This is a genomic window from Fructilactobacillus sp. X2R6C1, assembly GCF_059901295.1.
Genome location: NZ_JBWXUZ010000002.1, coordinates 267,692 through 294,056, shown reverse-complemented (window position 1 = coordinate 294,056; position 26,365 = coordinate 267,692). Strand labels below are relative to the sequence as shown.

The following is a 26,365-nucleotide window of genomic DNA, read 5'->3' as shown; positions in this document are numbered from 1 at the left end:
GAGATAATAATGGACGTAAATGATGTTGAACTTGTAATGAGTGCAGTTGATCCCAAACAGTATCCCACTACTGGATATCCAGAAATTGGCTTTTTGGGTCGATCTAACGTTGGCAAGTCTTCACTAACGAATGTGTTGATTAACCGGAAGGATTACGCTCATACGTCTGGCCAACCGGGAAAAACTCAAACTTTGAATTTTTATCGCGTTAACGATGAACTCTATTTTGTTGACGTTCCAGGATATGGCTATGCGAAGGTTTCTAAAACAGAACGGGAAAAATGGGCTCAAATGATTGAGACTTATCTAACGCAACGTGAACAGCTCCGGGGAGTGATCAATTTAATTGATGGTAGACACGCCCCGAGTGAGTACGATATTCAGATGCGTGATTGGTTAGAGTATTATGGAATTCCCGTGCTTTATGTAGCGACTAAGGTTGATAAAATTCCTAAAAGTAAGATCAAGAAACAAGAACAGACGTTGCGAAAAGGGTTGGAGCTTGAAGCAGATGAACCGCTGATAATGTTCTCTGCTAAAACCAAGGTCGGAGCAGATCAAATTTGGAACTGGATTGAGCAACAAATTAAGTAATAAAAAATCAGCTGTGAGAACAGCTGATTTTGTGTTTATTTGGTTTTGTCTTGATCTAATATTTTATTCTTTTTTGATTCGCGCTGGTCTTCTTTGTTTTTATGATTCAAAAACTTGGTACGGTTAGGATCTTTCGGATTCTCTTTAGCGAATTTACTGAACATGGCATCAAGATCTTCATTTCTTCTAATTTTTAGTCCCATATCGATCGCTCCTTTAAACTCATCATAGCAAAAAAATCATTTCATGTCAGTTTGTTATACAAACTGTAACTAATTCATTATAATTGTAACAGTAGTATTTATCGGAAAGGAGGGAGTTTATGGCATCTGATTTAATTGAACGAAAATTAACGTTACTTCCGGATCAACCCGGTTGTTACATTATGAAAGATAAAGATGGCAAAATTATTTATATTGGTAAGGCAAAAAACCTAAAGAATCGAGTTCGCTCTTATTTCAAGAGTACTCAGTATGGGAGACGAGCCAAATTAGTGCGAAACATTGCTGATTTTGAGACAATCATTACTTCAAATGACAAAGAAGCATTTTTACTTGAAATCACTTTGATTCAGAAGCATCGGCCTTATTATAACGTTCGTTTAAAGCAAGGACACAGTGGGTATCCTTACATTAAAATTACTAATGAACGTGATCCCCGAATGTTGATTACTAATACCGTTAAAAATGATGGTGGATATTATTTTGGACCATATCCAAACGTCTATGCTGCAGATGAAACCTTGAATTTCTTACAAAAGATGTATCCACTCAGACGTTGTAATGGGTATCAAAAACGAGCTTGTTTGTACTACCACATGGGACAGTGCTTGGGGGCTTGCTTTAAGAAAGTACCTAAGTCAGAGTACGATGCTCAAATCAAGAAAATCAAGTCATTTTTAAACGGTAGTGTGGGACCTGCTAGACAACTACTGACTAAACGAATGAATACGGCATCAAATAACATGGAGTATGAGCGGGCAGCTGAATTGCGCGATCAACTGCATTACATTGATGCGACCGTTGAGAAACAAAAAATCATTTCACATGACAATACCCCACGAGATGTGTTTAATTTTTATGCTGATAAGGGATGGCTTTCTGTACAAGTTTTCTTTATTCGGCAGGCACGTTTAATGAAACGTGAGAAAAAATTGTTTCCGATTATCAGTACCGCCAATGAAGAGATGACTAGCTATATTGTTCAATTTTATAACGATTCTGATCGGATTCCACCCAAAGAAATTTTGGTACCTAACTCAATCGACCATGATGTTCTTTCGAAGATGATCGGAGTGCCAGTTAGAACCCCTCAACGTGGCCAGAAGAAAGCCCTTTTGGACATGGCAGAGCATAATGCGCGATTGGTTTTAAACGAACAGTTTAAGTTAATGGAAATGGATCGTAAAAAGACTACCGGAGCAATGGATGAATTGGGCGACGTTTTAGGAATTGGTCATCTCGGACGAGTCGAAGCTTTTGATCATTCTCATATTTCGGGTGCTGATTTGGTTTCTGCTATGGTAGTATTTGAAGATGGGAAACCGAATAAGAAGAAGTACCGAAAATATAAGTTAAGAACCGTTGATCATGCCGATGAAGCAGCCAGCACGCGCGAAGTGATTAGAAGGCGCTACACACGTTTATTAAAGGAACAGGCTGAAATGCCAGATTTGATCCTAATGGACGGAGGCGAGATTCAGATGAATGCCGTTACCGATGTTTTGGAAAATGAACTTAATCTGCACATTCCAGTAGCTGGAATGGTGAAAAATGAGAAACATAAGACGGCTGATTTGCTTTACGGAAGTAATGATCATCACGTTAATTTAAATCCGAAAAGTCAGGCCTTTTATCTAGTCCAAAGGGTTCAAGATGAAGTGCATCGCTTTGCAATTAACTATCATCATCAACTCCATAATAAGAATTCGATGACTTCTAGATTAGATAGTATTAAGGGAGTGGGACCCAAAACTAGAAATAAACTTTTGCGAAAATTTGGTTCCACCAAAAACATTGCGGATGCTAGTATCGAAGACATTCAAGCAGTCGGTATTTCAAAGAAAGTTGCTCAGACGGTAAAATTGACCTTTGAGAACGTTGCACCAGTGGCCAAGATGATGAAAAACTAATATGAAAATGGAGAAATTATGTTTGTAGATCAAGTAAAATTTAAAGTTAAGGCCGGTAAAGGTGGAGACGGAATGGTCGGATTTCGTCGGGAAAAATATGTACCAAATGGTGGACCTTCTGGTGGTGATGGTGGCCATGGTGGTAATGTTGTTTTCAAAGTTGATACTGGAATGTCAACTTTAATGGATTTTAAGTATAAAAAACAATTTAAAGCCAAAAACGGTGGGAATGGTGCTAACAAAAAGATGACGGGTGCAAGTGCACCGGATTTGGTAGTACATGTCCCCGATGGCACCACGATTTATAACTCAGAGACCGGCGAGCCAATTGCGGATTTGACTAAAGCAAACGATGAAGTTGTAGTTGTAAAGGGTGGTCGTGGAGGAAGAGGAAACGTTCACTTTGCCACCCCTAAAAATTCTGCGCCAGAAATTGCTGAAAATGGGGAACCAGGTCAAGAAATGGAGATCGAACTTCAGTTAAGGTTATTAGCTGATGTTGGTTTAGTCGGTTTTCCATCGGCTGGTAAATCCACGTTATTAAGTGCAATTACTTCGTCAAAACCAAAAGTAGCTCAATACCACTTTACGACCATTGTTCCTAATCTGGGGATTGTACGAAATCATGATGGAAGTGACTTTGTGATTGCTGATTTGCCTGGACTGATTGAGGGAGCTTCCAAGGGTGTGGGATTAGGTTTTGAATTTTTAAGACACATTCAAAGAACTCGAGTTATCCTTCATGTTGTTGATATGAGTGGAGTTGAGGGACGTGATCCGTATGATGACTATGAAAAAATCAATCATGAACTGGCTAATTTTGATAAAAGTCTTTTGAAACGTCCCCAAATCATCGTTGCTTCTAAAATGGATATGCCGGATTCGGCTGAAAATCTTAAGTTGTTTAAACGTGAATTAGGTGAACATAATGACCACGTTAATGGCAAAATTATTCCCATTTCTTCCATTACTCATTCAGGGCTTAATGATCTCATTCGAGAAACGAGTAGTGAACTTGATAAGGCACCAAAGTTTCCAATTGTGGGTGCTAACGAGCTTAATGATTCTAAGGAAGTCATTTACCGTCCTGATGAGGATGAAAAGCCGTTTACTTTGACAAAAGATGAAGATGGAACTTGGGTTCTGTCTGGACATCAGATTGAACGAGTAATTCAAATGGCTAATACTGAACATGAACAAGGTGTGTTAAGATTAGCTCGAAAATTACGTGGAATGGGTGTTGATCAAGCACTACGGGATGCCGGCGCTAAGAATGGCGATCTGGTATCAATTTTGGACTTTACCTTTTCATATGTTGAATAATATAAAAGACGATACTTGTGGTATCGTCTTTTATTATCCAAAAATAAGCTCATCATTTTTTAAACGATAACCGAATAGTTTTGGAGTTTCAATTGTTTTACAAAAAAGTGATAGATGATCATCAAGTTCTCTTGTCCGGGTATTAAATTGATTCAAGGTTAGTGACCGTTTGTTTTTGCTTGGTACTAATAAAATTTTATTTTGCGAAAATTCAATGTCAAAAACTGGTAAAATAACCTTATTAATTTCAACGTATATTTTATATGAATTATTTAAATCTTCGGATGAGACATAAAATTCGTTTAATCTCAAAGTTATCACCTAGATTCAGCTTATTATTGCTAATGTGGTATGCTACAATTGTATAGTAATTCTTCACGAGTGTAAAAATTTGAGTGTCAAAAAGGAACGATAGGATATGCAATTAGAGTTTTTTGGAACTGGTGCGGGAGTTCCTGGTAAGTTTCGAAACGTTTCTAGTGTCGCTTTAAGATTGTTGGATGAGATTAATTCCGTGTGGTTGTTTGATGCGGGGGAAGGTACTCAACAACAAATCTTGCGATCAACGTTAAAACCGCGAAAAATTAATAAGATTTTTATTACCCACCTTCATGGTGATCATATCTATGGTCTTCCGGGATTATTATCAAGTCGTTCGTTTCAAGGCGGAGATGATCCGGTTACCATTTATGGCCCCTTTGGAATCAAAAATTACGTTCAGACTAGTTTGCAAGTGACGCAGACTAAGTTAGGGTATAAAATAAAATACGTAGAGCTGGACCAGCCTGGTAAGATTTTTGACGGTAAAAAGTTTACAGTTTATGCGGAAAAGCTTGATCATCAAGTTCAAAGTTGGGGTTTTCGAATTGTTGAACATGATCATCCGGGTGAACTGCTTGTTGATAAATTGCAGGAGGATAATATTCCGTCTGGTCCACTGTACGGAAAGCTTAAGGAAGGTAAGACGGTTAAGCTTAGTGACGGGAGAGTCATTAATGGCAAGGACTACATTGGTAATTCCCAAAAGGGGAGAATTGTTACCATTTTAGGGGATACGAGAAAAGTTGGTACCATCAATAAGTTAGCGCAAAATGCTGACATTTTAGTTCATGAAAGTACTTTTGGAAAGGGCGAAGCAAAATTAGCTCACAATTACTATCATTCTACGAACATTCAGGCTGCTAATACCGCCAGGGATGCCAACGTAAAACGATTGCTATTAACGCACATTTCTGCAAGGTATACTGCTAAAATGGCTCATGAGTTACAGAGGCAGGCTCAACAAGTTTTTCCAAATACCAAGGTAGTTAAAGATTTTGATTTTATTGATATTCCCTTTAATAAGGGAGAGGAGAATGCCCAATGAAAAAGCAAGTTTCAATGATTTTAAGCATGGTCTTGATTGTGATTGTCGCTATTTTTGTTTTGTTAAATATGGGAAGTGCGGAGATTAACTTTGGTTTTACGACGGTTAAAATGCCGTTAATCTTAGTCTTATTATTGACATTACTAATTGGGGCTTTAATCATGTTTTTATTATCAATGATCAGTTCATTTAAAAATGGTTCCAAACGGAAAAAAGAAAATCGTGATTCACAGAAAACCATTGATGGATTAAAGGGACAAATTAATGATTTAAATAAACAAGTTGATTCTCTAAAGATGCAGTTAAAGAATTCAATTAGTAAACAAAAGGTTAATCAAGATAATCGAAACGTTGAAAATGTAATCAATAAACAGCAAGAGGACAACGAAAAATAGTGAAAAGAGGATTCATATTTGCTTTCTTCAAAGTATAATTGGAAGCTAAAACAAAATAATCTTAACCAAGATGCTGTTAATCAACTAGCTAATGATTTGGGACTTGAACCGTTAGTTGTTAGCTTACTGTTTGAACGTGGTTATGATAATGTCGATAAGATTCAACATTACTTAAACCCGGATACTAGTGACTTAAACGATCCCTTTTTAATGCATGATATGCAAAAAGCGGTTGAACGGATTGAATTGGCAGTTGAAAACGGTGAACAAATTACCGTTTATGGGGATTATGATGCTGACGGACTTACTAGTACCGCCATTTTATATGAAACGCTAGTCGAGATGGGAGCGGAAGTTCGTTATTATATTCCTAATCGGTTTAAAGATGGATACGGTCCAAATGTGAAGGCCTTTCAAAAAATTATTGATAGTGGAACTTCGTTAATTGTTACTGTTGATAATGGAGTTGCCGGCTTTGATGCAATTGAGGAAGCTAATAAATTGAGTTGTGATGTGATTATTACCGATCATCACGAATTACCAGAAAAGTTGCCAAACGCCTATGCAATCGTTCACGCTCAGTTGGGCGATCCTAAATATCCATTTCAGTATCTTTCTGGAGCTGGAGTATCTTTTAAGTTGGCGACGGCATTAATGGATGAAATTCCTCAAGATAAACTAGATTTAGCCGCAATCGGGACGGTTGCTGACTTAGTATCGTTAACTGGAGAGAATCGGGCACTCGTTCAGTTTGGATTAAATGTCATTCACTTGACGGTGCGACCTGGATTAAAAGCCCTTATTAAACGATCTGGAATTGATTTGGAAAAAGTTGATGAACAAGATATTGGGTTTAACATTGCTCCTAGATTAAATGCACTTGGACGGATGGGTGACGCCAATATGGGCGTTGATCTGCTTACTACGGTTGACGACGATCAAGCTAACGAACTAGCTAAGAAGACTGAGCAAAAAAATGATCAGAGGAAGTTACTGGTTAGTTCAATTACGGACGAGGCAATCGCTCAAGCTGATTCACCTGAGAATAAGAAGAGAGAAACCCTTTTAATTGTGGGAAAGGATTGGCATACTGGAGTTTTAGGTATTGCAGCTAGTCGAGTTAAAGATAAATTTCATAAGCCGACGGTTGTTGTCAGTGTTGATGACCAAAATAAGATCGCCAAGGGATCCGGAAGAAGTGTCAAAGGATTTGATCTTTTTAAAGCCTTAGATAGTGAACGTGATCTGATGGATGCATTTGGTGGACATGCGATGGCAGTTGGATTAACGGTTCCAGCTGATAATTTAAAAACACTAGCTGAGCGGTTTGAACGGTCAGCAGCAAAACAGCAGGTTGATTTATCACAAAAGCCAACTTTAAAAATTGATTTTAAAGTTACTCCAGATGAAATTGATCAAAAGTTATTTCAACAAATTCAAATTTTGAGTCCATTTGGGACTGATAATGAATGTCCCCGATTTGACGTTGATCCGATTGTTTTAACTAATGTTCAGGCAATTGGGAAAGCCCATGATCACCTTAAATTTCAAGCTGTTGGCAATCATTCACGGATTTCTGCAATTGACTTTGGGATGGGTGATGTTGCTACTGAAGTTTCTAAATTGTCAGCTAATATTAACGTAGCAGCGACCTTGAATGAAAATGAGTGGAAGGGTCGTACTAATCTTCAGTTGATGGTTGATGATCTTAAAGTTGACGGAACCGTTGTTATTGACAAACGGACCCCTACCTTAACTAAGTCAATGTTTGTAAATGCGGGAACGTATATTTTCTTTCATCGTAACTTGTATCAACAATTAAAATCATATGTTGGTAAGAATTCTAAAGCTATGCTTGCTTCGGATGTTAAAAAAGATATTACGAATGGGGTAGTTTATCTTGTTGATTGTCCTGAAACACTTGGTGAATTAAAGGGCGTTGTTAATCATTTCCAAAATCCTGAAATTATATTGTATTTATATAAAAAGAATCATATTTTAAATTTAGGGATGCCAGAACGTTCACAGTATGCTAAACTATTTAAGTTCGTTGAAACTAATAAAAATGTGCAAATTTCAAAGAATGTTGGTGAGGTTGCAAACCATTTGCAGGTTCCAACCAATATTCTGGTTTTCATGTTGCAGGTATTTAATGAACTGGGATTTATCACCATTCGGGATGGAATTTTGAATGGTATCAGTAATCCAAACAAGCAAAGCTTGTCTACTTCCCCAACTTACCAATTGCGAGAAGAGCAATTAAAGGTGGAAGATGCTCTTTTTAACGTTTCCCCAAGTGATTTGGTGAAAATAATTAATAAGATTGGGAACTGATAATAAGAAAGGAAGTATTTTTTATGGTCCTTAATTTAAAGGATTATGTAGCAAGTTATCCTAATTTTCCAGAGCCAGGTGTAACTTTTCGAGATATTTCTCCATTGCTAGAAAGTGGCGAAGCATATCGTCAAGCTACTGACGAAATTGTCAACTATGCTAAGGGCAAGAACATTGATATGATTGTTGGTCCCGAAGCGCGTGGCTTTATTGTGGGATGTCCCGTTGCCTATGAACTTGGAATTGGATTTGCTCCTGCAAGAAAAAAAGGGAAGTTACCTGGCAAGACTGTCAAAGCTACATATGGCTTGGAATACGGTCAGTCATCACTTTATTTGCATGATGATGCGATTAAACCAGGTCAGAGAGTTCTTGTGACTGACGATTTGCTAGCTACAGGTGGTACCATTGAAGCTACCATTGAGTTGGTCAAGGATCTCGGTGGAGTAGTAGTTGGAACGGCTTTTATTGTCGAATTAATGGACTTAAAGGGTCGCGATAAGATTAAAGACTATGATATTCTCAGTCTGATTAAATATGATTAAGCTTTAAATTGAACACACTTCTCAAGTTGATTGTCGTTTCTTTTACGATTATACTTAAGTGGTGTTAATTATGGCGAGTTGGCAGAGTGGTAATGCACCGGACTCGAAATCCGGCGAACCGGTTTATAGCCGGCGCGCAGGTTCAAATCCTGTACTCGCCTTTTAGGGGCAATTTGGATAGTTTCCTATAGTTATCAAACGTTTTTATATCAACAAAAGAAGCAGCTGTGGATAGTTAGAAAACTATAGAGAAATAAAAATCCGTTAACAATCTGTTAACAAAAAATGTTAACCGGTTAAAAGCGGAGGTATACCAATTTTTAGTAGTGTGCCATACTAAATTTATATTTAAGCCGGGTGTGATGTCTCCTGCTAAATATTTATGGTCGATATATAGAAAGAGCTATCAGATTAAATTCTGGTAGCTCTTTTTTTATTGATAATTTTATTTAGTGATGTTTCGATTTGATCATTAGTTTGTTGACGATATTCATCAATCATGTATGAATATACTCGGGTTGTGGTTGATATATCTGAGTGACCAAGTCGTTTACTGATGACGTAGTTATCAATTCCATTAGCAAGCAAATAAGCTACGTGAGTGTGTCTGAGAGAGTAGAAATTTATACCTAACTCGTTTAAAAATTTCCTCAATGTTTTGTTGACGGCTGAGGAAGTCGTATAGTCTTATATTGATTCGTAAAAACATGGTTGTTGCCATTTTCCTTTAACTCTTTTAAAACTTCAAGAATATCAGCATTTATTCGAATAATTCTATTGGAGCTTTCGTTTTTAGTAGGTTATTCACTTTCTAATACGGAATTCCAAGACTTATTAATATTGATAGTTCGAAAGTTAAAATTAACATCTTTCCAAATCCGTGCTTGAATTTCTCCCAGTCGCATCCCAGAGAAAATTGCTAACAGAATCATATATTTAGAAGTAAAGTTTTTGTTCTTAGTCTCTAACAGATAATTAGTCAATCTTTCCATTCGTCGACATTTAAATATTCAATCCTTCTGGTCTTACTTCGGTCGTACACCATTGTGGTTCGCTGGACGAAATCTTTTTCAAAGTCACCATCGTAGATACCATCTTTAACACAAGAGTGAACCATTGTATTTAATTTACTAACGGTTTCTTTAGCGTGGTCTTTACCATAATCATTTAATAGTTTTTGATAAATATTACGGTCGATAGCATCGACCTGAACATTAGGGATGTATCGCTTTAAAATACCGTATGTTCTTAAATAAGTCTTTTTAGTTCTTTCAGTTACTGATGTTTCTTTATAAGTTTGAAACCAATTCCAAAAGTATTCATAAAATAAGTTAGGTTTACTGTTTTGTAGAGAGAAATCATTTTTACTCAATTCCATTTTAGAAGCATATAGTTGTGCTTCTTGTTTAATTGAAAAACCAGATTTAGATTTTGCATGCCATTTTTTATCTGGACCTTTATATCTAAACTGGGCTTGCCAGACTTTGCCACGCTTTTGAAAATTAGCCATGTTATGTACCTCCATTAAAGCCCTAAAGTCAGAATTGAACTGACTTCATGCTACCAAGTAGGGTAATATTACTGCTTTTGACCAGTAAATTTATATTTATTTGTTAGGGATGTTTTAGCAATCTGATTACCAGAACCATCTTGAATACTAATTGAACTAGTTACCTTTGAACTGTATGAATCTTGAATGTTGTATTGCTGCATAATTCGTTCAATTGCATCATAAGCAGAATGTGAGACATTTTCTAATTGTTGACTATTAAAGTTAGCTGTTGCATCACTTAAGGTTACAACCGTTTCTCCAGCTGAATCAACTTTAGCGTTAGTGATATCTCCGTTAGTTTGACTAGGTAGATCAGCTAATGCTTGTTTGTAGCCATTGATATTTTTATCACTATTATTTGGTTTGCTTTTAACTTCTTTATCAATTTGCTTATCTTCTTTGACTGCTTTTTTATTGGCCATTTTTGTTTCGTGTTCTTTAGCAGCCTGTTGTTGATCGTAAGCACTAATTTGTCCCATTGAAATCAAAGCAAACACAGCAAAAACAACACTTAAAGTTATCCACATCTTTTTTGATTTTGAGGCAAATATTTCTAATACCGATACAATTAAAGCAATTATTAGAAGAATAAGTAAAACAATTTCGAGTGATTTTTCAACTGATAATAAAAAGATTAAAAGCATCGTTGCAACTAATCCAAATACTAACGAAGCATAAAACATACCTTTGTTGTCTTTATTTGCTTCATCAAGAGATTGCTTGATTCCTCCGATAGTGAGACCAACTAAAAAAATAAATAAAATCCAACCTATTACAAAATACATAAGTCCTCCACAAACAGCTTTTTACGTCGATCAGAAATTGGACGTAAGTTGTTTACATTTATATCAGTAAGGTGTTTTTAAAACTTTTTACTGCGTATATGATTACAAGAATAATTAAACAGACCAATATCCATCATTCATATCTCCTTTATTACTATTATTAAAATTAAAGACCTAGTAGTTGTTTTTTCTTTTGGTCGAACTCTTCTTGAGTAATAATTCCATCATCTAAAAGGGATTTGAATTTTCGTAATTCATCTGCGTTAGAAATAGACTGAACAACATTACCAGTTGGAGTTTTAGAATTATTAATTTCTTCGTTAATCTTTTTAGCCATAATCTCTACGTTGTTATTGTAGATATTTTTTATTCCAACTTCTGTTACTCCATTCATTAAAACAATTCTTCCAAGTGCCATTCCTTTATGCTTGGACACACCATTTATTTGTGAGATAGGAATATCTGAAGTCTGACTTCCAATAAGCAAATTCTTATTTATAAAAATAATACGTTGATCAGTTAGAACCATCAGTACCGTTTGAGAATCTTTTTCAGTAAAACCAGAAGTAGCATATTTAATGGTTTCATCATCATTTAAAATTTCGGGTAACATTTTGAGTTCACGTTTAGTACCAAACGTATCAGTTAATCCAGCTTCATCTAATTGTTGCTTAATTTGTTCGAATCTTTCTGAATTTTGCGATGATCCATTTGGTTGTTTACTTTCTTTTTCTTCGCGTTTCTTTTGTTTGTAGTCATCTTTTAATTTCAGTGGGTCTATTGTAGTTCCGTTTGCGATGGCATCTTTTACCATATCCACAGTTACAAAGTTTTGAGCGGCCATGCTCGTTACAATTCCAACTTTTTTAGCATTTATTCCTATTTTTTTACAACATTTATCACAAATATCGCCGTCTTTAACCAGCATATTAAATTGCAATAAAGTGATTTTGTTATTACATATTGGGCAAGTACGCATAGTATTATCCTCCAAAAATTAACAGCTTTTTAAGTCAATCAGGAATTGGACATATTAAGTTTGTTTAAAATAGTCTAATTATTTCTTAAGACGTTTTTGTAAAACAAAAGCCACGTTTCTTGTGGCTCTTTAAAAGAATTTATAAATTGATAGTATTGTTCCAATAATTCCTATAATTGTTCCAACTACTCCTATAAAAGTAGTAATTAACCATGTTTTTTGTTCAGCAAACTTAGTATTTACTTTTTCAAATTTAATATCAATGTCTTTTCCAAGTAAATCAATTTTACTACTGAGTTTATCAACGGCACTATTTAATTCATCATGTATTACATAATTTTTCATATTTCCGTTACCTCCATTATCATTTGGCTTTGAATTAATTATATCATTGTTCGTTTTTTCTCCTTCAAAAGGCCGATAGATAATATTATTTTTACTTTCAGCCATTACGAATTCTCCCTTTTAAGAAATAAAGTCAATTTACTTTTTTTCTCATTTTCATCTAATTGGATTTCAAAATTAATATATGGTGTATTTTGAACATCTTTTAGAGTCGCCGAGAATGCTATTCCAAACATTGCAATATAGTTGTTTGACATCTGCTTTGCTTTAATATCTTTTAGATCAAATTAAAAAATGTCGGGCTCATGATTATCCATTATGCTTTTATCATTTTTATTTTTTGCATCGATTTTAAGGTTATGTTTTCCTTGTTCTAATCCAATAAGCTGGATATTGATAGTTACATAAATGCCATTGTTATTATATCTTTTTATCATAATTGGAAGAGGATCGTCTTTTTTTGTTATATACACAGTATTTATATACTCATTCATAAATTGAAACTCCTTATTTTATTACTACAGTTAGAATTGATTGGACGTAGTTTACTTTTTTACGTAATCTACTAATGCCTTCTCTCCTTTAATATTTAATATGTGTTACAAAACAAAAGGGCTATCAAAATCACAAGTTTTGATAGCCCTTTTGTTGTATTGAGCTCTTATAATTCGGATTGCATCCGGATTGCTTTTCCAATGATTTTACCTGGATTATCTTTATTCAAGATAATCGGTGGGTATTCCTTGTTATCAGGAACTAAGACGGTTTGGTCTTTTTGAGTACTAATTCTTTTAAGGGTAGCTTCCTCGTTATCGTTTAATAGGACAGCAGCAATTTCACCATTTTCCACCTCTGGTTGATAATGAATCAAAACGTACGATCCGTTTTGAATGGTAGGAGCCATTGAATCTCCGTCACATTTTAGCCAGAAATTCTCACCACTTGGCAGTCCTTCTTTTAAGGTTGGAAAGTACGCGGTAACGTTTTGTTCAGCAAAGATTGGTTTTCCGCAAGCAATGCTGCCAATAAGAGGAAGATCAATTGCCTCATTAGTTTTTGATTTAGCGCTTGTACTATCATTGTGATAGTTAAGTTGATCAGTATTTCCTAATAGGTAATCGATCGACACTCCAAGTACTTTGGCGACTTTTCCAAGGCTTTTTGTACTAGGAGTTTTTTTGTTCCAAGTATAAATATTGTTAATCCCAATCCCAGCCTTCTGTGCCACTAACTGAAGTGACCATCCACGCATTCTTGAAAGTCTCTTAATTCGTTCAATTGTTGTCAAAATTGTTTCTCCTTTTCTGAAATTGGTGGTTAAAAAAGTTATTTCAAATAATAGAGAAAATCATTGACATTTTATTTTATATGATTGATAATTAATTTAGTTAAGTAATTGATCAGTCAGTCCAGAATAATATCAATGGTTAAAAGTATTTAAACTAGTTCCCACGAAGAAAATAGTTTAAGTACAGTCCATTATTTTCATCATATTTACATTTTATTCCAAAGGATAGACATAGTCAATAACTTAATTAATAAATTGTGAAAGGAGGGATCAATGATGGCTAACGTTGAATTGGAACGTAATGCTCAAAGAGTATTTAAAAAGATCAAAGTAGCTTTAATTAACAAGGACTTGACTCAAGTTGATATGTCAAAAATTGTTGATGTCTCACCAGTTGAATTAAATCGGGCAATTCATGGTGAGATGAGTCCTAAATCTCAAAGAATTAGGAAGCAAATTTTTAAGTACCTAGATATCAAAGTTTCGTAATCTTCATTTGTTATCCGTGTGATAAAAGAGCAATGAGATAAACTAAATGTATTAATACTACTTGTTTTCACGTTTGTAATTAGTATTAGTATGTGTAGTGATAATAAGGCCTAGATCAGTTGCAGTAGTTGATCTAGGCCTTTGTCGTCTAATAATTAGTTTGTTTAGTTTCATCAACTGACAATTGTTTTACTAATTGGTCAATCTGATTGCGGACGATTCTAAAAGTTTCGATTACTTCCGGTTTGGATCCCTTCGCTTGTGCTGGATCCTTAAGTGGCCAGTGAATTTTCGTAACCGATTCTGGAGTAACCGGACACTTGTCCTTAGCATCTCCGCAAAGCGTAACGACTAAATCACACTTAACTAAATAATTTTTGTCAATTAACTTTGATGTATTGTGAGAAATATCAATTCTGCGTTCTTTCATTACCTTAACCGCAATTTGATTTACACCATGCTTTTTTAATCCTGCACTTTTTATTTGCCAGTTTCGTGGGAAATATTTTTTGGCAAATCCTTCCGCCATTTGACTTCGACACGAGTTTCCCGTACACAAAAAATAGATTTTTTTCATTTTGATTCATCCCTTAGTAATTTATAAGTCATGATACCAAAAGATGATGACTATGGATACAATTAATAATTTATCTTATAGGTTATCAATTGCTTAACTTATGGGTAGTTCAATCAAATTGTGTGCAAATAATTTATTAAATATTGAACATTTTGTAGTCTCATTATGTAATTGCGTGGTACTATAAAAATGTTCATAGAGAACGACAATTTAAAAATTGAAGGAGGAAGCAGATATGAAAGTAGCTGTAATTGGATCATCTCATGGTGGATTCGAAGCTGTCAGAGGAGTTTTAAAAGATTTCCCTGATGCTGACATCGAATGGTACGAAAAGGGAGACTTTGTATCTTTTCTATCTTGTGGAATTGAATTATATCTTCAAAACGTCGTAAAAGATGTTAACTCTGTAAGTTATGCAACTCCAGAAGGCATGGAAAAATTAGGTGTAAATGTTCACATTAATACTGAAATCACTGATATTGATCCTGAAGCTCACACATTAACCGCTTTAAACGTTAACGATGGCAAAGAGAGCACTGAAAAATATGATAAATTAATTTTAAGTGTTGGTGCTAATCCATTCCAACTTCCAGTTCCAGGGAAGGAATTAGGTAATATCTACGCAATGCGTGGACGTGATTGGGCCATTAAATTGAAGGAAGCTGAAGTTACTCCAGGTATCAACAACGTCACGGTCGTTGGTTGTGGATACATTGGAATTGAAGCAGCTGAGTCATTCGCTAAGGCTGGCAAGCACGTTACCTTAGTTGATACTGGTAAAACCATTCTTCCTACTTACTTGGATCCAGAGTTTACTAAGATTCTTGAAGCTGAGCTTAAAAAGAACGGCGTAAAATTGTCATTGAACCAAAGTGTTAAGGAATACGTTGGTGACGATGATGAAAACGTTTCTTCAGTTATTTCAACTAATGGTGACCAATGGGATGCTGATCTAGTGATTGAAACTGCCGGAATTCGTCCTGCTACCGATTGGCTTAAAGGTAAAGTTGATCTCGACGAAAAGGGCATGATCAAGACCGATGAATATCAAAGAACCAATCAACCTGATATTTTTGCCGTTGGTGATTCTACCGAGGTTACCTTTGCACCTACTGGCAAGAAGCAAATCATTGCTTTAGCTTCTAACGCTAGACGTCAAGGTCGCTCAGCTGCCATGAACTTGAACGATGAGAAGCGTAAGACTACCGAAGTTTCTGGCTCATCAGCACTTCATGTTTTTGACTACAAGTTTGCTTCAACTGGATTTAAGGACGTTACTGCTGAAAAAGCTGGCGTTGACGTTGAATCTGTCTTTGTTGTTGACACTGCAGTTCCTCCGTTTGTTCATGATGACAAGTTGAATGCAGAAGTATACTTCAAGTTAACTTTTGATCCAAAGACTCGTGAAGTTGAAGGTGCTCAAATCATGTCAAAACGGGATGTAACTGCTAATATCAATACCATTTCATTAGCAATTCAACAACACATGACCGTTGATGACTTGGCATATGCTGACTTCTTCTTCCAACCAGGTTTTGACCGTCCATGGAATATCATGAACGTCGCAGCTCAAAAAGCACAAGATAAGTTAGATCACAAATAAAACCAAAGGGTCCGTTGACTTAATCAACAGACCCTTTTTATTACATACTTTTTGCTACTAGAATATCACCATTTGACAATTTGAACGTTTTATCAAAACCATTTAGATAAATGGTAGTACCTCGTTCTGGAAAATCTTCACTGGTCTTAGGAAGAAATTCAATTTCAAGTGAATGGCCATCTGGAGCCAGATTATCTAAGGTAGTTAATTTCATGACGTACTGATTGTCATCGTTAACTTTAATGGTTTTAGTATCTGAATTTCCAGGTGCTGGAAATGTTAAAGTAATCCGTTTCATATCATCCCTTCTTTCGTAGTTATTATACTACCAATTAATTTTTGGTATTGGTACGAATCTAGTAGTAAGAGAAGTGCTAACATATAAAATAAATCTTAAAGAAAATGGTGAAGCGATAATGAAATTTTATACTTCTGATAATGTGGAATTAGACTATGATGATGAGGGAAATAAAAGCAATCAACCCGTGATGATTCTTACCGGAATTGGGGGCTATAAAGAGATTTGGACCCTTACTGTCCAAAAATTAGTCGAAAGCGGTTTCAGGGTTATTAACGTGGATGCTAGAAATCAGGGGATGTCTGAGCGTACTAGTAAGGATGAACGAATGTCGCGCCATGCGATGGATTTATATGAGATTCAGAATGAACTAAAATTAAAAGAACCAATCTTGCTTGGGAATTCAATGGGAGCAGCAACCATGTTTGCGTACGTTTCTTTGTTTACTGATAAGGGAATTAAGGCCATTGTAGACGTTGATCAGAGTCCTAAGATGATTGCGGATCGGTCATGGCCATACGGATTTAAGGCTTTAGACTGGAGTAATTTTCCTGAATTTTTGAAGCAGCCATTTGGACGTTCGACTTATAGTAAAATTAATGATCTTTTATATAGTAAGATTCAATCGTTAAAACAGGAGTATCCATATGACGCCGACTTAAACTATTCGTTGTTAGTGGATCATGCTTTTCAAGATTGGCGTGACATTTTGAGTGATTTGAAGGTTCCATTGATGATTATAGCGGGAAGAAAATCACCATTTTTTGATTATCACTTTGCAAAAGTTGCAGCTGGGATGGCTCATAATGGTCATTATCAGATTGTTGAAGATGCGGGGCATATTATTATGGCTGAACAGCCAGATGTGTTTAACGATATTTTGTTGAAGTTTGTGAAAAGAATATAATAAATCACAATGGTAAGAAATATCATCGTGTGAATTATTAGACTTAACCTTTTAATAGCGGTCTCACTTTAATGAGGTCGTTTTTTATTTGGGTTTGTTAAAGAGTGTTAACTTGGTTGACTTTACGCACTTTGGTTAATATAATCACAATGTAAGCGGATATGAGCAATCGTGTCTGCGTGAAAATAAAAACAATTGGAGGGGTTTACGTGGCTGATAATATTTATTCCATTCATGAAAAGCACACGGGAATGCTAGAAATGGAATCAGAATTTCCTGTAAAAAACCGTGAAGAACTTAGTGAGGCTTACACACCTGGTGTTGCTAAGATTTCCAAGGCCATTGAAAAAGACCCTAGTTTAAAGGACAAGTACACAATGAGTGGAAAGTTGCTTGCTGTTGTTACTGATGGTTCAGCAGTTCTAGGATTAGGTAACATCGGACCAGCTGCAGGGCTTCCGGTTGTTGAAGGGAAGGCTTTGTTATATAAAGACTTGGCCAATGTTAATGCGTTACCAGTTGCCATTGATCAGGAAGATGCCAAGAAAATGGCCACTCACATTAAAAGTATTCAAGATACCTTTGCTGGGATCCATTTGGAGGACATTGCGGCACCAAAATGCTTTGAGTTAGAGGATATCTTGAGTAAAACATTAGATATTCCGGTCTATCATGACGACCAAGAGGGAACTGCTATTGTAGTTTTGGCCGGATTACTCAACGCTAGTAAAGTAGTTGGTAAAGAGTTGAAAGATTTAAAGATCGTCGTCAATGGGGTTGGAGCATCTGGTGTCGCTACTGCCTCGTTGTTGGAGCATGTTGGCATTAAAAATATTACTTTGGTTGATATCGATGGCGTGGTTAAGCCAAATAGTGAGAACTATAATTCATATCAAACTGGACTTGCCCAATCCTTGAACGGAAAAGAAGGACAAACTCTGGATGATGTAATTGATGATCAGGATGTTTTTATCGGTCTGTCAGATGCTAATGTTTTAAGTACTAGTCAAGTTAAAAGAATGGCAAAGGATCCGATTGTCTTTGCGCTTGCTAATCCAGTTCCGGAAATTCTTCCACAAGACGCTAAAGCTGGTGGTGCTAAAGTGATTGCGACTGGATCTAGTAAGTATCCAAATCAAGTTAATAATATTTTGGTTTTCCCAGGTCTGTTCAAAGGACTTTTAAAGAGTGGAATTAAAAAGGTTACATACCAAATTGAGGAAGTCGTTGCTGACGCGTTAGCCAGCATGATTCCTGATCCTACTCCAGATAAAATTGTCCCTGGGGTTTTTGATGAAAATGTTGTTAAAACAGTCACAAATTCAATTATAAAATATGGTGAAAAAGGATAAGAGGTACAATTATGGCAATATTTATTACATCAATCCAGAGTGTGCTAGCGATTGTAATTATGATTGCAGTTGGTTATGTAACACAAGGACTTGGATGGTTTAAAGAATCATTTTCCGGTTCAATCTCAAAGATTATTATGAAAGTTGCTTTACCATGTTCTATTTTTGTGGCAATGCTTAAATATTTTCATCCAGAACAACTAGCTAATTTGTCAACTGGATTAATCTATGTTGTGCTTGCTATCCTTTTAGGCTACGTTATTTCATGGATTGAAGTTAAGTTATTTAGAGTTAAAAAGGGTCGAAGAGGACTGATGATGACCGGTATTAACGGTGCTAATACCGTTTTTATTGGAATGCCCTTAAACGTTGCTTTATTTGGTGAGATATCAGTCCCTTATTTACTTGTTTACTATATTGTAAATACGATCATTATTTGGACTTTAGGTGTTTGGGTAATTGCTGCAGACGATCCAACCGCTAAAGATGGTTCCAAAGCTAAATTTGATTGGCACCATTTGATTCCGGCTCCATTATGGGGATTCATTGTTGCCATTCCATTTTTGTATATTCCATGGCTTCAGGAACATTTATTGGTTAATTTTGTCCAAACAACCTTAACTGATTTGGGGGCACTGGTTACCCCACTTGCATTAATCTATATTGGAATTATGTTGAGATCATTTGGTCTTAGAAACATGCATTTTGATAAAGATGTCATTTTGACTTTAGCAGGCCGTTTCGTGATTTCACCATTAGTCATGGCTGCAATTATTTTTGTTGGGTTCAAACTCGGAGCATCAATGGTTCCAACCTTCTCTAAGACTTTGATTGTTCAAGCTGCTACGCCTTCACTTGCAGTTCTGCCAATTTTGGCACAAACTTATCATGGTGATGTTAAGTTTGCTACAAACGTGGTTGTATCTACCTCAGTCCTCTTTATCATCGTAATTCCGATTATTATGTTAATCATGGGTTAGTAGAAACGGGAGATTATTGAGGATATGAATATTGAGACTAGAGAAATTAATTTAGAGGTTCCTGACCAATTTAATCAGTGGAGAGATTTTTTGAAATCACTTGGCATCGCCAATTTTTCTGGTGATGAGGTTGATCCCTTAGATTATACCGTTGGACTTTTTGATGGGAATAAATTAGTTGGTACTGGTTCATATTCTGGAAACATTTTGAAGTACATTGGTGTTTGTCATAAGTACACTGAAAATGGGGTTTATTTTAACAAGGTAATTTCGAATCTTTTAACAAGTTTGGGACAACGTGGAGTCTTTCATGTCTTTGTCTTTACAAAGCCAATGTATGCGGAAAGTTTCGAACACGTTGGGTTTAAGGAACTCGTTCAAAGTGATGATGCGGCCTTTTTAGAGACCGGTGATTATAGTATTACTGATTATCTTAAAAGTCTGCCTAAAGTTAATAAAACTGATAATAATGCCGGGATTGTCATGAATGCTAATCCTTTTACCGATGGTCATAGATATTTGGTTGAAAAAGCGTCAGAAGTTAGTGATAACGTTTACGTATTTGTTGTAAGTACTGATAAATCACTGTTTACGTCACAAGAACGATTAAAACTTGTTCAAGAGGGCGTTTCTGACTTAAAGAATGTGATGGTTGTTCCGGGTGGCGATTACTTAGTAAGTTATGCCACTTTTCCTTCGTATTTTTTGGGGGCGCAAGCAGACAAGGTGCGGTATCAGACAACCATTGATGCATTAATCTTTAAAGATTGGATTGCCAAAGATCTTGGCATTAACGTTCGGTTTCTTGGAACGGAGCCAAATTCCAAAACGACCTCAATCTATAATCAAATTTTAGAAAAGGTTCTCCCGCCTGAAGTCAAAGTTAAAGTTATTAAACGAGATCAGGATGAAGCCGGAAAAGTGATTTCGGCCCGAACGGTTCGGATGGCCATTAAGAATGGTGAGTTAACATCAATTAAAGGGATTGTCCCAAAAACAACTTACGAGTTTATTACCAAACATATGGATTCGTTACAGGAAAGAATTAAGAAGGGAATGAAGATCAATGGGAATTAATAAAACGGCAATGGATGGAACGCTGGAATCTTCTGACATTCAGATCACAGTCAGTAAGGGTACTAACGGAATCCAAATTAATCTTGAATCTGATGTTAAGAAACGGTTTGGTGATGATATTATTGCTACCATTAAGGAAGTTGTTAACAAATTTGAATTAGATAATGTCAATATTAAGGCAGTTGACCAGGGAGCTTTAGATTGCGTAATTAAAGCTCGAACGATTACCGCAATTCAACGGGCCATGGGCGACAGCGAACAACCAGCATGGGAGGCACTATAATGGCTGAAAATGGTGAACGACTCAGAAGAACGATGATGTTTGTTCCAGGTAACAATCCAGGGATGATCAAAGATGCTGGGATCTATGGCGCCGATTCAATCATGTTTGATCTTGAAGACTCAGTTTCGTTAGCGGAAAAAGATTCTGCAAGAAACTTAGTTTATGAGGCTTTAAAAACGGTTGATTATGGTGATGCAGAATTAGTTGTTAGAACTAATGGACTCGACACTGACTTCTTTGAAGCTGACGTCAAAATGATGGTTAAGGCTGGCATCGATGTTATTAGAATTCCTAAAACTGAAAGTGCGGCAATGGTTGAAGAGATGGAGAGTCTAGTTGTTGACGCTGAAAAGGAGTTCAACATTCCAGTTGGAACCACTCATTTAATGGCCGCAATTGAGAGCGCTGAAGGTGTCATGAATGTACTTGAGATTGCTAAAGCCTCTGATCGCATGATTGGGATTGCTTTATCGGCGGAAGATTACACAACGGATTTAAAAACACACCGTTATCCAAATGGCTTGGAACTACAGTTTGCCAGAAATATGATTTTAAATGCTGCTAGAGCAGCTGGTATCGCCGCTTTTGATACGGTTTACACCGATGTTGATAATGTGAAGGGATTCTTGGCAGAAACCGAGTATATTCATGAGTTGGGTTACGACGGAAAATCAGTTATTAATCCACGCCAAATTCCTTTGGTAAACCAAGTTTATGCCCCAAGTGAAGATGAAATTAAGAATGCTGAAAATGTACTTGCTGCGATTGAAAAAGCAAGAAAAGCTGGCTCAGGAGTTATCTCAATGAACGGACAGATGGTTGATAGACCAGTTGCACTTAGAGCTGAGAGAGTTATGAAACTAGCTAAAGCTTCTGGCTTGATTGATAAGGAGGGTCATTACATTGGAAAATAAATTAGGTCGTAATTTACCCGATAAATTAATGAATGAACTGCACTTTAAACCATTTGAAACTACTAAGATTGGTAACCCGGTCTTTCAAAGAACGGCTCCTAAAGTCCAAGTTCAAGATGGACATGATAAATTAAAGGATGATTTAAAGCAGGTTGTTAAAGATAACGTGAAGGATGGGATGACCATCTCATTTCATCACCATTTACGTAATGGTGATTACATCTTTAATCTTGTGATGAAGGCGATAATGGACCTTGGAATTAAAGATCTAACTTTAGCACCTTCTTCACTGACCGGCGTAATGAATGATATGGCAATTAAAGCCATCAAGAATGGAACCGTTACTAACATCACCACATCCGGAATGCGTGGTTCATTGGGTGACGAAGTTTCTCATGGAATTCTTAAAAATCCAGTGATTTTCAGATCCCATGGAGGCCGTGCTCGTGCCATTGAAAACGGTGATATCAAAATCGATGTTGCCTTTTTAGGGGTTCCTAATTCTGACTGTTGTGGTAATGCTAACGGGATGGAAGGTCCAGCCGCATTTGGTTCACTAGGATATGCGTTAATGGACGCAGCTTATGCTAATAAAGTGGTTTTATTAACTGATAATGTGGTGGACTATCCCAACACCCCTGCCTCAATTCGACAAACACAAGTCGATTATGTCGTTAAGGTGGATAAAGTTGGTGATCCTAATAAGATTGGCTCTGGCGCTACTCGTTTCACTAAGGATCCAAAAGATTTGACCATTGCTAGAGCGGTCAATCAAGTGATTGTTAATTCACCGTACTTTAAAGATGGCTTCTCATTTCAGACTGGCTCTGGTGGAGCTGCCCTTGCCGTTACTCGTTACTTAAGACAAGCAATGCTTGATAATCATCTTCATGCCTCGTTTGGTTTGGGTGGAATTACTAAACCAATGGTTGATTTGCTTGAAGAGGGATTAGTTGATAAGTTAATGGATGTTCAAGACTTTGATAAAGCCGCTGCTGATTCAATGAAGAACAACAAAAACCAACAGGAAATTGATGCGTCATGGTATGCTGATCCTGATAATAAAGGATCAATGGTCGCTCAGTTAGACATTGCGGTCTTAAGTGCCTTGGAAATTGATACTGATTTTAACGTTAATGTGTTAACTGGTTCTGATGGCGTAATTAGAGGAGCGGTTGGTGGACATCAGGATGCTGCTACGTCTAAGATGACAATCATCTGTGCTCCACTGGTACGAGGTCGCATTCCAACGGTGGTAGATCATATTAGTACAGCTGTTACTCCAGGGCAATCGATTGATGTCTTAGTAACCGAATTTGGAATCGCCGTTAATCCTAATCGTCCAGACCTGATTAAGCAATTTAAGGATGTTCCGAGTTTGCATGTATACAGCATCCAAGAATTAGCTGAAAAAGCTGAAAAGATCGTCGGCAAAGAAGAACCACTGAAGTATACTGATAAGACGGTTGGATTGGTTGAGTATCGGGATGGAACGATCATTGATTCAATTCGACAAGTAAAAGATTAATTTTAAAGACGGTGCTATCTGTAAGGCAGATGGAGCCGTTTTTTTAAGGAGTTTGATAAGTTGGAAGATAATATTTTTTTAACTGGGAAAGTGCAGGGGATCCCAGCTGTACTTGCTAACAAAGACAGACGGGCACACATACAGGCTCAATTAAAGGAGCAGTATCCAATGGATACGATTGTGTCAATCAAGTTAAATATTCCGGGTCCCATCAAGAACAACCCGCAAATCATGAACTTATTTGATGTTGGCTATAAGCGATTCTTTAAAACACAGTTGTACAATATGAAAATTATCGATAAAATGGGGTGGAACACTGATGCGGGAAAAGAACGGTTTTTGGTGGTTGATGGTGATGGGCTTGTTTTGAAGAAACGAGCAATTCATTTTGAAGATTATGATCGTTTAGGACGTTTGTTTGATATTGACGTAATGGATCATAATCATTCTCATTACTCCCGGACTGATGTCAAAATGAGACCCAGAAGATGTCTGATTTGTGATCGAAATTCTAAAGAATGCGCTAGAAACCGTACTCATTCCGTGTCTGATTTGCAACGAAAAATTAGCGAGATATATTTTAGGAATGTCGGATATGAATAATGCGGTAATGGATTGGAAAGTTAAAATTTGTCAAAAAAATAAAACCGTTAACGCTGTGATGGAATCAATGTTAGATGAAGTTGTTTCTAATCCAAAACCAGGATTGGTTGATCCAGTTTCTCATAAATCTCATCCTGATATGGATATCTTTACATTCATTGACAGCATTATTACAATGCGTCCTTATTTTGAAACCGCTTTTTTACGAGGACAAAATTTTTTAAGTGATGACTTAAGTCAATTATTGAAGTTGATTCGACCTGATGGAATTAAAGCTGAAAAAAATATGTTTAGGGAGACTAACGGTGTCAATACCCATAAGGGTGCAATCTTCGTAATGGGAATTATTGTTGCGTCACTAGGCTATCTTTCTCAGTCCAAAGCTTCCTTTACACTTGGAGATATAATTAATGTAGAAAAAGCTATGACTGCTGGAATCGTTAAATCAGACTTTTCGCAGGTGAGAAGAAAATCTGCTAGCAAATTAACCGCTGGTGAGCACCAATTTTTAGAATATGGGATGACAGGAATTCGTGGAGAAGCCGAGGCTGGATTCAAAACTGTGACAGGTCATGGCTTGCCAGCTTTGGTCGCTTTTAATGGAAATAAAAATGAAAAGATCCTTCGAGCGTTACTTAACATTGTTGCTCATAGTCAAGATAGTAATTTGATTAAACGTGCTGGATCGCCTGAAATCGTTGAAAAGGTACACAGGCAGGTTACTTCAATTTTAAACACTGAAGCTTTTAATTCCGCTCTAGTTAAAGAACAACTGGAAAAAATGTGTGAAAACTTTGATAATCAAGATTTAAGCTTAGGTGGTTCAGCTGATTTATTAATTTTAACCATCTTTTTTGGTAAGATAACTGATCATTTTTAAACATGAGTGACGTTTAGAAAATTAAATTGAAAATGGAGTGGTATTAGTGAAAGTTGGAATTGATAAAATTGGCTTTTATACCCCAACTTATTTTATTGATATGGTGGATTTAGCCAAAGCGCGTGATGAAGATCCAAACAAGTATTTAATTGGGATCGGACAAACTCAACAAGCTGTCATTCCCTCCACCCAAGATTCTGTTACGTTGGCAGCCAATGCCTCGGACCAAATTGTAAGTCAAGAAAATCGAGATAAGATTGATTTAATTATTTTTGGATCAGAAAGTGGAATTGATAACTCTAAGTCGGGAGCAATTTATGTTCAAAACCTGTTAAAATTGAGTTCACACGCACGAGCATTTGAAATTAAACAAGCCTGCTATGGAGCAACTGCAGGATTACAGATGGCTAAAGACTATGTTCACTTGCATCCCGATAAGCAGGCTTTAGTGGTTGGATCTGATATTGCTAGATACGGAGTTCAAACTGCTGGCGAGGTTACACAAGGCGGTGGAGCAGTTGCCATGACGGTGTCGAGTAACCCACGTATTATGACTATAAGCGATGATAGTAGTGTTTATTCTCAAGATATTATGGATTTTTGGCGGCCAATTGGAAAGACTGAGGCCCTTGTGGATGGACACTACTCAAATGATATTTATGAAAAATTTTTTAATGAAACCGTTCATGATTATTTAAAAAGACATGGTCTTACTTTTAATGATTTAAAGGCAATTGTTTTTCATTTACCTTACACTAAGATGGGGTTAAAAGCATTACGCCAAGTTCTTCCTGAAGTTTCAGTTAGGGAACAGGAGAAATTGTTAAGAGAATTTGAGGCTAGTCGGGTTTACAGTAAACGAGTTGGTAATTTGTATACTGGATCATTATATTTAAGTCTTCTTTCACTTCTGGATAATTCTTCAGATTTAAAAGTAGGAGACCAAGTTGGCGTGTTTAGTTATGGTTCTGGGGCTCAGGGCGAGTTTTATACCGGAATATTACAAGATAACTTTAGAGATCAAAAGCGAAAACAGTTAATGAATGAGCTGTTAGACAGTCGAAAGAAATTATCAATTGAAGAGTATGAACAAATATTCAATGGTTTGCCTAGTCTTTTGGATGATAATTATGAATTGGATCTAAGTAATGATCCTGCTAAATTTGTCTTTTCTGGTGTTAAAGAAGGTAAACGTCAGTATTTAAATCAAGAAAAAAACCATTCACTTTGAAGTGAA

The 26,365-nt window shown here is 36.4% G+C and carries 31 protein-coding genes and 1 tRNA gene; 20 read left to right on the top strand and 12 right to left on the bottom strand.

All coding sequences use genetic code 11. The annotated features are described in order from the left end of the window. The first annotated feature begins 9 nt into the window (after window positions 1-9). Window positions 10-594, top strand: coding sequence for a ribosome biogenesis GTP-binding protein YihA/YsxC (yihA, locus tag AC6UDF_RS03540; RefSeq protein ID WP_500693888.1), 585 nt, complete (start codon window positions 10-12; stop codon window positions 592-594). A 35-nt stretch (window positions 595-629) separates the two neighbouring features. On the opposite strand, the gene AC6UDF_RS03535 is transcribed toward yihA, so the two are convergent. Then, window positions 630-797: an SPJ_0845 family protein gene (locus tag AC6UDF_RS03535; protein ID WP_500695557.1), complete on the bottom strand. Its 168-nt coding sequence runs from the start codon at window positions 795-797 to the stop codon at window positions 630-632. Between the two features lie 119 nt (window positions 798-916). Between AC6UDF_RS03535 and uvrC the strand changes: the two genes are divergently transcribed. Next, window positions 917-2,725, top strand: coding sequence for an excinuclease ABC subunit UvrC (uvrC, locus tag AC6UDF_RS03530; protein ID WP_500706391.1), 1,809 nt, complete (start codon window positions 917-919; stop codon window positions 2,723-2,725). Window positions 2,726-2,743: 18 nt separating this feature from the next. Continuing rightward, a complete protein-coding gene (gene obgE / locus AC6UDF_RS03525; RefSeq protein ID WP_500723825.1) occupies window positions 2,744-4,048 on the top strand; it encodes a GTPase ObgE in 1,305 nt (434 codons plus the stop codon). A 33-nt stretch (window positions 4,049-4,081) separates the two neighbouring features. On the opposite strand, the gene AC6UDF_RS03520 is transcribed toward obgE, so the two are convergent. Next, window positions 4,082-4,360, bottom strand: a complete 279-nt coding sequence (locus AC6UDF_RS03520) for a hypothetical protein (RefSeq protein ID WP_500693884.1) — start codon at window positions 4,358-4,360, stop codon at window positions 4,082-4,084. A 106-nt stretch (window positions 4,361-4,466) separates the two neighbouring features. On the opposite strand from AC6UDF_RS03520, the gene rnz reads away from it, so the two are divergent. The 5 genes from rnz to AC6UDF_RS03495 all read left to right on the top strand — a co-directional run bounded on the left by rnz (window position 4,467) and on the right by AC6UDF_RS03495 (window position 8,849). Then, window positions 4,467-5,414 carry a ribonuclease Z gene (gene rnz / locus AC6UDF_RS03515; RefSeq protein WP_500693883.1) on the top strand — a complete coding sequence of 316 codons (948 nt, stop codon included), beginning with the start codon at window positions 4,467-4,469 and terminating at the stop codon, window positions 5,412-5,414. Then, window positions 5,411-5,809, top strand: coding sequence for a LapA family protein (locus AC6UDF_RS03510; protein WP_500706394.1), 399 nt, complete (start codon window positions 5,411-5,413; stop codon window positions 5,807-5,809). Before rnz ends, AC6UDF_RS03510 begins: the two co-directional genes overlap by 4 nt. A gap of 18 nt (window positions 5,810-5,827) precedes the next feature. Then, window positions 5,828-8,143: a single-stranded-DNA-specific exonuclease RecJ gene (gene recJ, locus AC6UDF_RS03505; RefSeq protein WP_500706395.1), complete on the top strand. Its 2,316-nt coding sequence runs from the start codon at window positions 5,828-5,830 to the stop codon at window positions 8,141-8,143. A gap of 23 nt (window positions 8,144-8,166) precedes the next feature. Then, entirely contained in the window at window positions 8,167-8,688 is a 522-nt protein-coding gene (locus tag AC6UDF_RS03500; RefSeq protein ID WP_500695562.1) for an adenine phosphoribosyltransferase, read from the top strand. A 72-nt stretch (window positions 8,689-8,760) separates the two neighbouring features. Then, a tRNA-Ser gene (locus tag AC6UDF_RS03495) sits at window positions 8,761-8,849 on the top strand. 250 nt (window positions 8,850-9,099) lie between these two features. Here AC6UDF_RS03495 and AC6UDF_RS03490 read toward each other — a convergent pair. The 8 genes from AC6UDF_RS03490 to AC6UDF_RS03455 form a co-directional block, all read right to left on the bottom strand. Beyond that, window positions 9,100-9,342, bottom strand: a complete 243-nt coding sequence (locus AC6UDF_RS03490) for a tyrosine-type recombinase/integrase (protein ID WP_500706396.1) — start codon at window positions 9,340-9,342, stop codon at window positions 9,100-9,102. 146 nt (window positions 9,343-9,488) lie between these two features. After that, complete coding sequence (locus AC6UDF_RS03485) at window positions 9,489-9,680, bottom strand: site-specific integrase (protein ID WP_500723823.1); 192 nt, start codon at window positions 9,678-9,680, stop codon at window positions 9,489-9,491. Beyond that, on the bottom strand, window positions 9,668-10,198 hold the full coding sequence (locus AC6UDF_RS03480; protein ID WP_500723821.1) for an Arm DNA-binding domain-containing protein: 531 nt from the start codon (window positions 10,196-10,198) through the stop codon (window positions 9,668-9,670). The genes AC6UDF_RS03485 and AC6UDF_RS03480 overlap by 13 nt, the downstream gene beginning before the upstream one ends. Window positions 10,199-10,266: 68 nt before the next feature. After that, window positions 10,267-11,025, bottom strand: coding sequence for a hypothetical protein (locus AC6UDF_RS03475; RefSeq protein WP_500693877.1), 759 nt, complete (start codon window positions 11,023-11,025; stop codon window positions 10,267-10,269). Between the two features lie 166 nt (window positions 11,026-11,191). Next, window positions 11,192-12,004, bottom strand: coding sequence for a PH domain-containing protein (locus AC6UDF_RS03470; protein ID WP_500706397.1), 813 nt, complete (start codon window positions 12,002-12,004; stop codon window positions 11,192-11,194). Between the two features lie 129 nt (window positions 12,005-12,133). After that, window positions 12,134-12,454 (bottom strand): hypothetical protein, encoded by a 321-nt coding sequence (locus AC6UDF_RS03465; protein WP_500693875.1) that lies wholly within the window; start codon window positions 12,452-12,454, stop codon window positions 12,134-12,136. 182 nt (window positions 12,455-12,636) lie between these two features. Beyond that, window positions 12,637-12,843, bottom strand: a complete 207-nt coding sequence (locus AC6UDF_RS03460; RefSeq protein ID WP_500693874.1) for a hypothetical protein — start codon at window positions 12,841-12,843, stop codon at window positions 12,637-12,639. 167 nt (window positions 12,844-13,010) lie between these two features. Beyond that, entirely contained in the window at window positions 13,011-13,637 is a 627-nt protein-coding gene (locus AC6UDF_RS03455; protein WP_500693873.1) for a helix-turn-helix domain-containing protein, read from the bottom strand. A 276-nt stretch (window positions 13,638-13,913) separates the two neighbouring features. Between AC6UDF_RS03455 and AC6UDF_RS03450 the strand changes: the two genes are divergently transcribed. Then, entirely contained in the window at window positions 13,914-14,126 is a 213-nt protein-coding gene (locus AC6UDF_RS03450) for a helix-turn-helix domain-containing protein (protein WP_500693872.1), read from the top strand. A 148-nt stretch (window positions 14,127-14,274) separates the two neighbouring features. Here the strand turns inward: AC6UDF_RS03450 and arsC are convergent, their stop codons facing one another. Beyond that, window positions 14,275-14,703 carry an arsenate reductase (thioredoxin) gene (arsC, locus tag AC6UDF_RS03445; RefSeq protein ID WP_500706398.1) on the bottom strand — a complete coding sequence of 143 codons (429 nt, stop codon included), beginning with the start codon at window positions 14,701-14,703 and terminating at the stop codon, window positions 14,275-14,277. A 235-nt stretch (window positions 14,704-14,938) separates the two neighbouring features. Here arsC and AC6UDF_RS03440 point away from each other — a divergent pair, with 235 nt between their 5' ends. Beyond that, window positions 14,939-16,306 (top strand): FAD-dependent oxidoreductase, encoded by a 1,368-nt coding sequence (locus AC6UDF_RS03440; protein WP_500693871.1) that lies wholly within the window; start codon window positions 14,939-14,941, stop codon window positions 16,304-16,306. A gap of 40 nt (window positions 16,307-16,346) precedes the next feature. Here the strand turns inward: AC6UDF_RS03440 and AC6UDF_RS03435 are convergent, their stop codons facing one another. After that, window positions 16,347-16,604 carry a hypothetical protein gene (locus AC6UDF_RS03435; RefSeq protein ID WP_500693870.1) on the bottom strand — a complete coding sequence of 86 codons (258 nt, stop codon included), beginning with the start codon at window positions 16,602-16,604 and terminating at the stop codon, window positions 16,347-16,349. A gap of 118 nt (window positions 16,605-16,722) precedes the next feature. Between AC6UDF_RS03435 and AC6UDF_RS03430 the strand changes: the two genes are divergently transcribed. The 10 genes from AC6UDF_RS03430 (at window position 16,723) to AC6UDF_RS03385 (ending at window position 26,359) form a co-directional block, all read left to right on the top strand. Then, complete coding sequence (locus AC6UDF_RS03430) at window positions 16,723-17,511, top strand: alpha/beta fold hydrolase (RefSeq protein ID WP_500706399.1); 789 nt, start codon at window positions 16,723-16,725, stop codon at window positions 17,509-17,511. A gap of 161 nt (window positions 17,512-17,672) precedes the next feature. After that, entirely contained in the window at window positions 17,673-18,863 is a 1,191-nt protein-coding gene (locus tag AC6UDF_RS03425; protein WP_500706400.1) for an NAD(P)-dependent malic enzyme, read from the top strand. A gap of 11 nt (window positions 18,864-18,874) precedes the next feature. After that, a complete protein-coding gene (locus AC6UDF_RS03420; protein WP_500693867.1) occupies window positions 18,875-19,843 on the top strand; it encodes an AEC family transporter in 969 nt (322 codons plus the stop codon). Window positions 19,844-19,867: 24 nt separating this feature from the next. Next, complete coding sequence (citC, locus tag AC6UDF_RS03415; RefSeq protein ID WP_500695568.1) at window positions 19,868-20,920, top strand: [citrate (pro-3S)-lyase] ligase; 1,053 nt, start codon at window positions 19,868-19,870, stop codon at window positions 20,918-20,920. Further along, a complete protein-coding gene (gene citD, locus AC6UDF_RS03410; RefSeq protein WP_500693865.1) occupies window positions 20,910-21,203 on the top strand; it encodes a citrate lyase acyl carrier protein in 294 nt (97 codons plus the stop codon). Before citC ends, citD begins: the two co-directional genes overlap by 11 nt. Beyond that, window positions 21,203-22,117: a citrate (pro-3S)-lyase subunit beta gene (gene citE / locus AC6UDF_RS03405; RefSeq protein ID WP_500699429.1), complete on the top strand. Its 915-nt coding sequence runs from the start codon at window positions 21,203-21,205 to the stop codon at window positions 22,115-22,117. The genes citD and citE overlap by 1 nt, the downstream gene beginning before the upstream one ends. 28 nt (window positions 22,118-22,145) lie before the next feature. Further along, window positions 22,146-23,645 (top strand): citrate lyase subunit alpha, encoded by a 1,500-nt coding sequence (gene citF / locus AC6UDF_RS03400; RefSeq protein ID WP_500706652.1) that lies wholly within the window; start codon window positions 22,146-22,148, stop codon window positions 23,643-23,645. A 60-nt stretch (window positions 23,646-23,705) separates the two neighbouring features. Further along, on the top strand, window positions 23,706-24,248 hold the full coding sequence (citX, locus tag AC6UDF_RS03395) for a citrate lyase holo-[acyl-carrier protein] synthase (RefSeq protein ID WP_500706403.1): 543 nt from the start codon (window positions 23,706-23,708) through the stop codon (window positions 24,246-24,248). Next, a complete protein-coding gene (citG, locus tag AC6UDF_RS03390; RefSeq protein ID WP_500723818.1) occupies window positions 24,241-25,128 on the top strand; it encodes a triphosphoribosyl-dephospho-CoA synthase CitG in 888 nt (295 codons plus the stop codon). The genes citX and citG overlap by 8 nt, the downstream gene beginning before the upstream one ends. Window positions 25,129-25,174: 46 nt before the next feature. Continuing rightward, complete coding sequence (locus AC6UDF_RS03385; RefSeq protein ID WP_500706405.1) at window positions 25,175-26,359, top strand: hydroxymethylglutaryl-CoA synthase; 1,185 nt, start codon at window positions 25,175-25,177, stop codon at window positions 26,357-26,359. Window positions 26,360-26,365 lie beyond the last annotated feature (6 nt).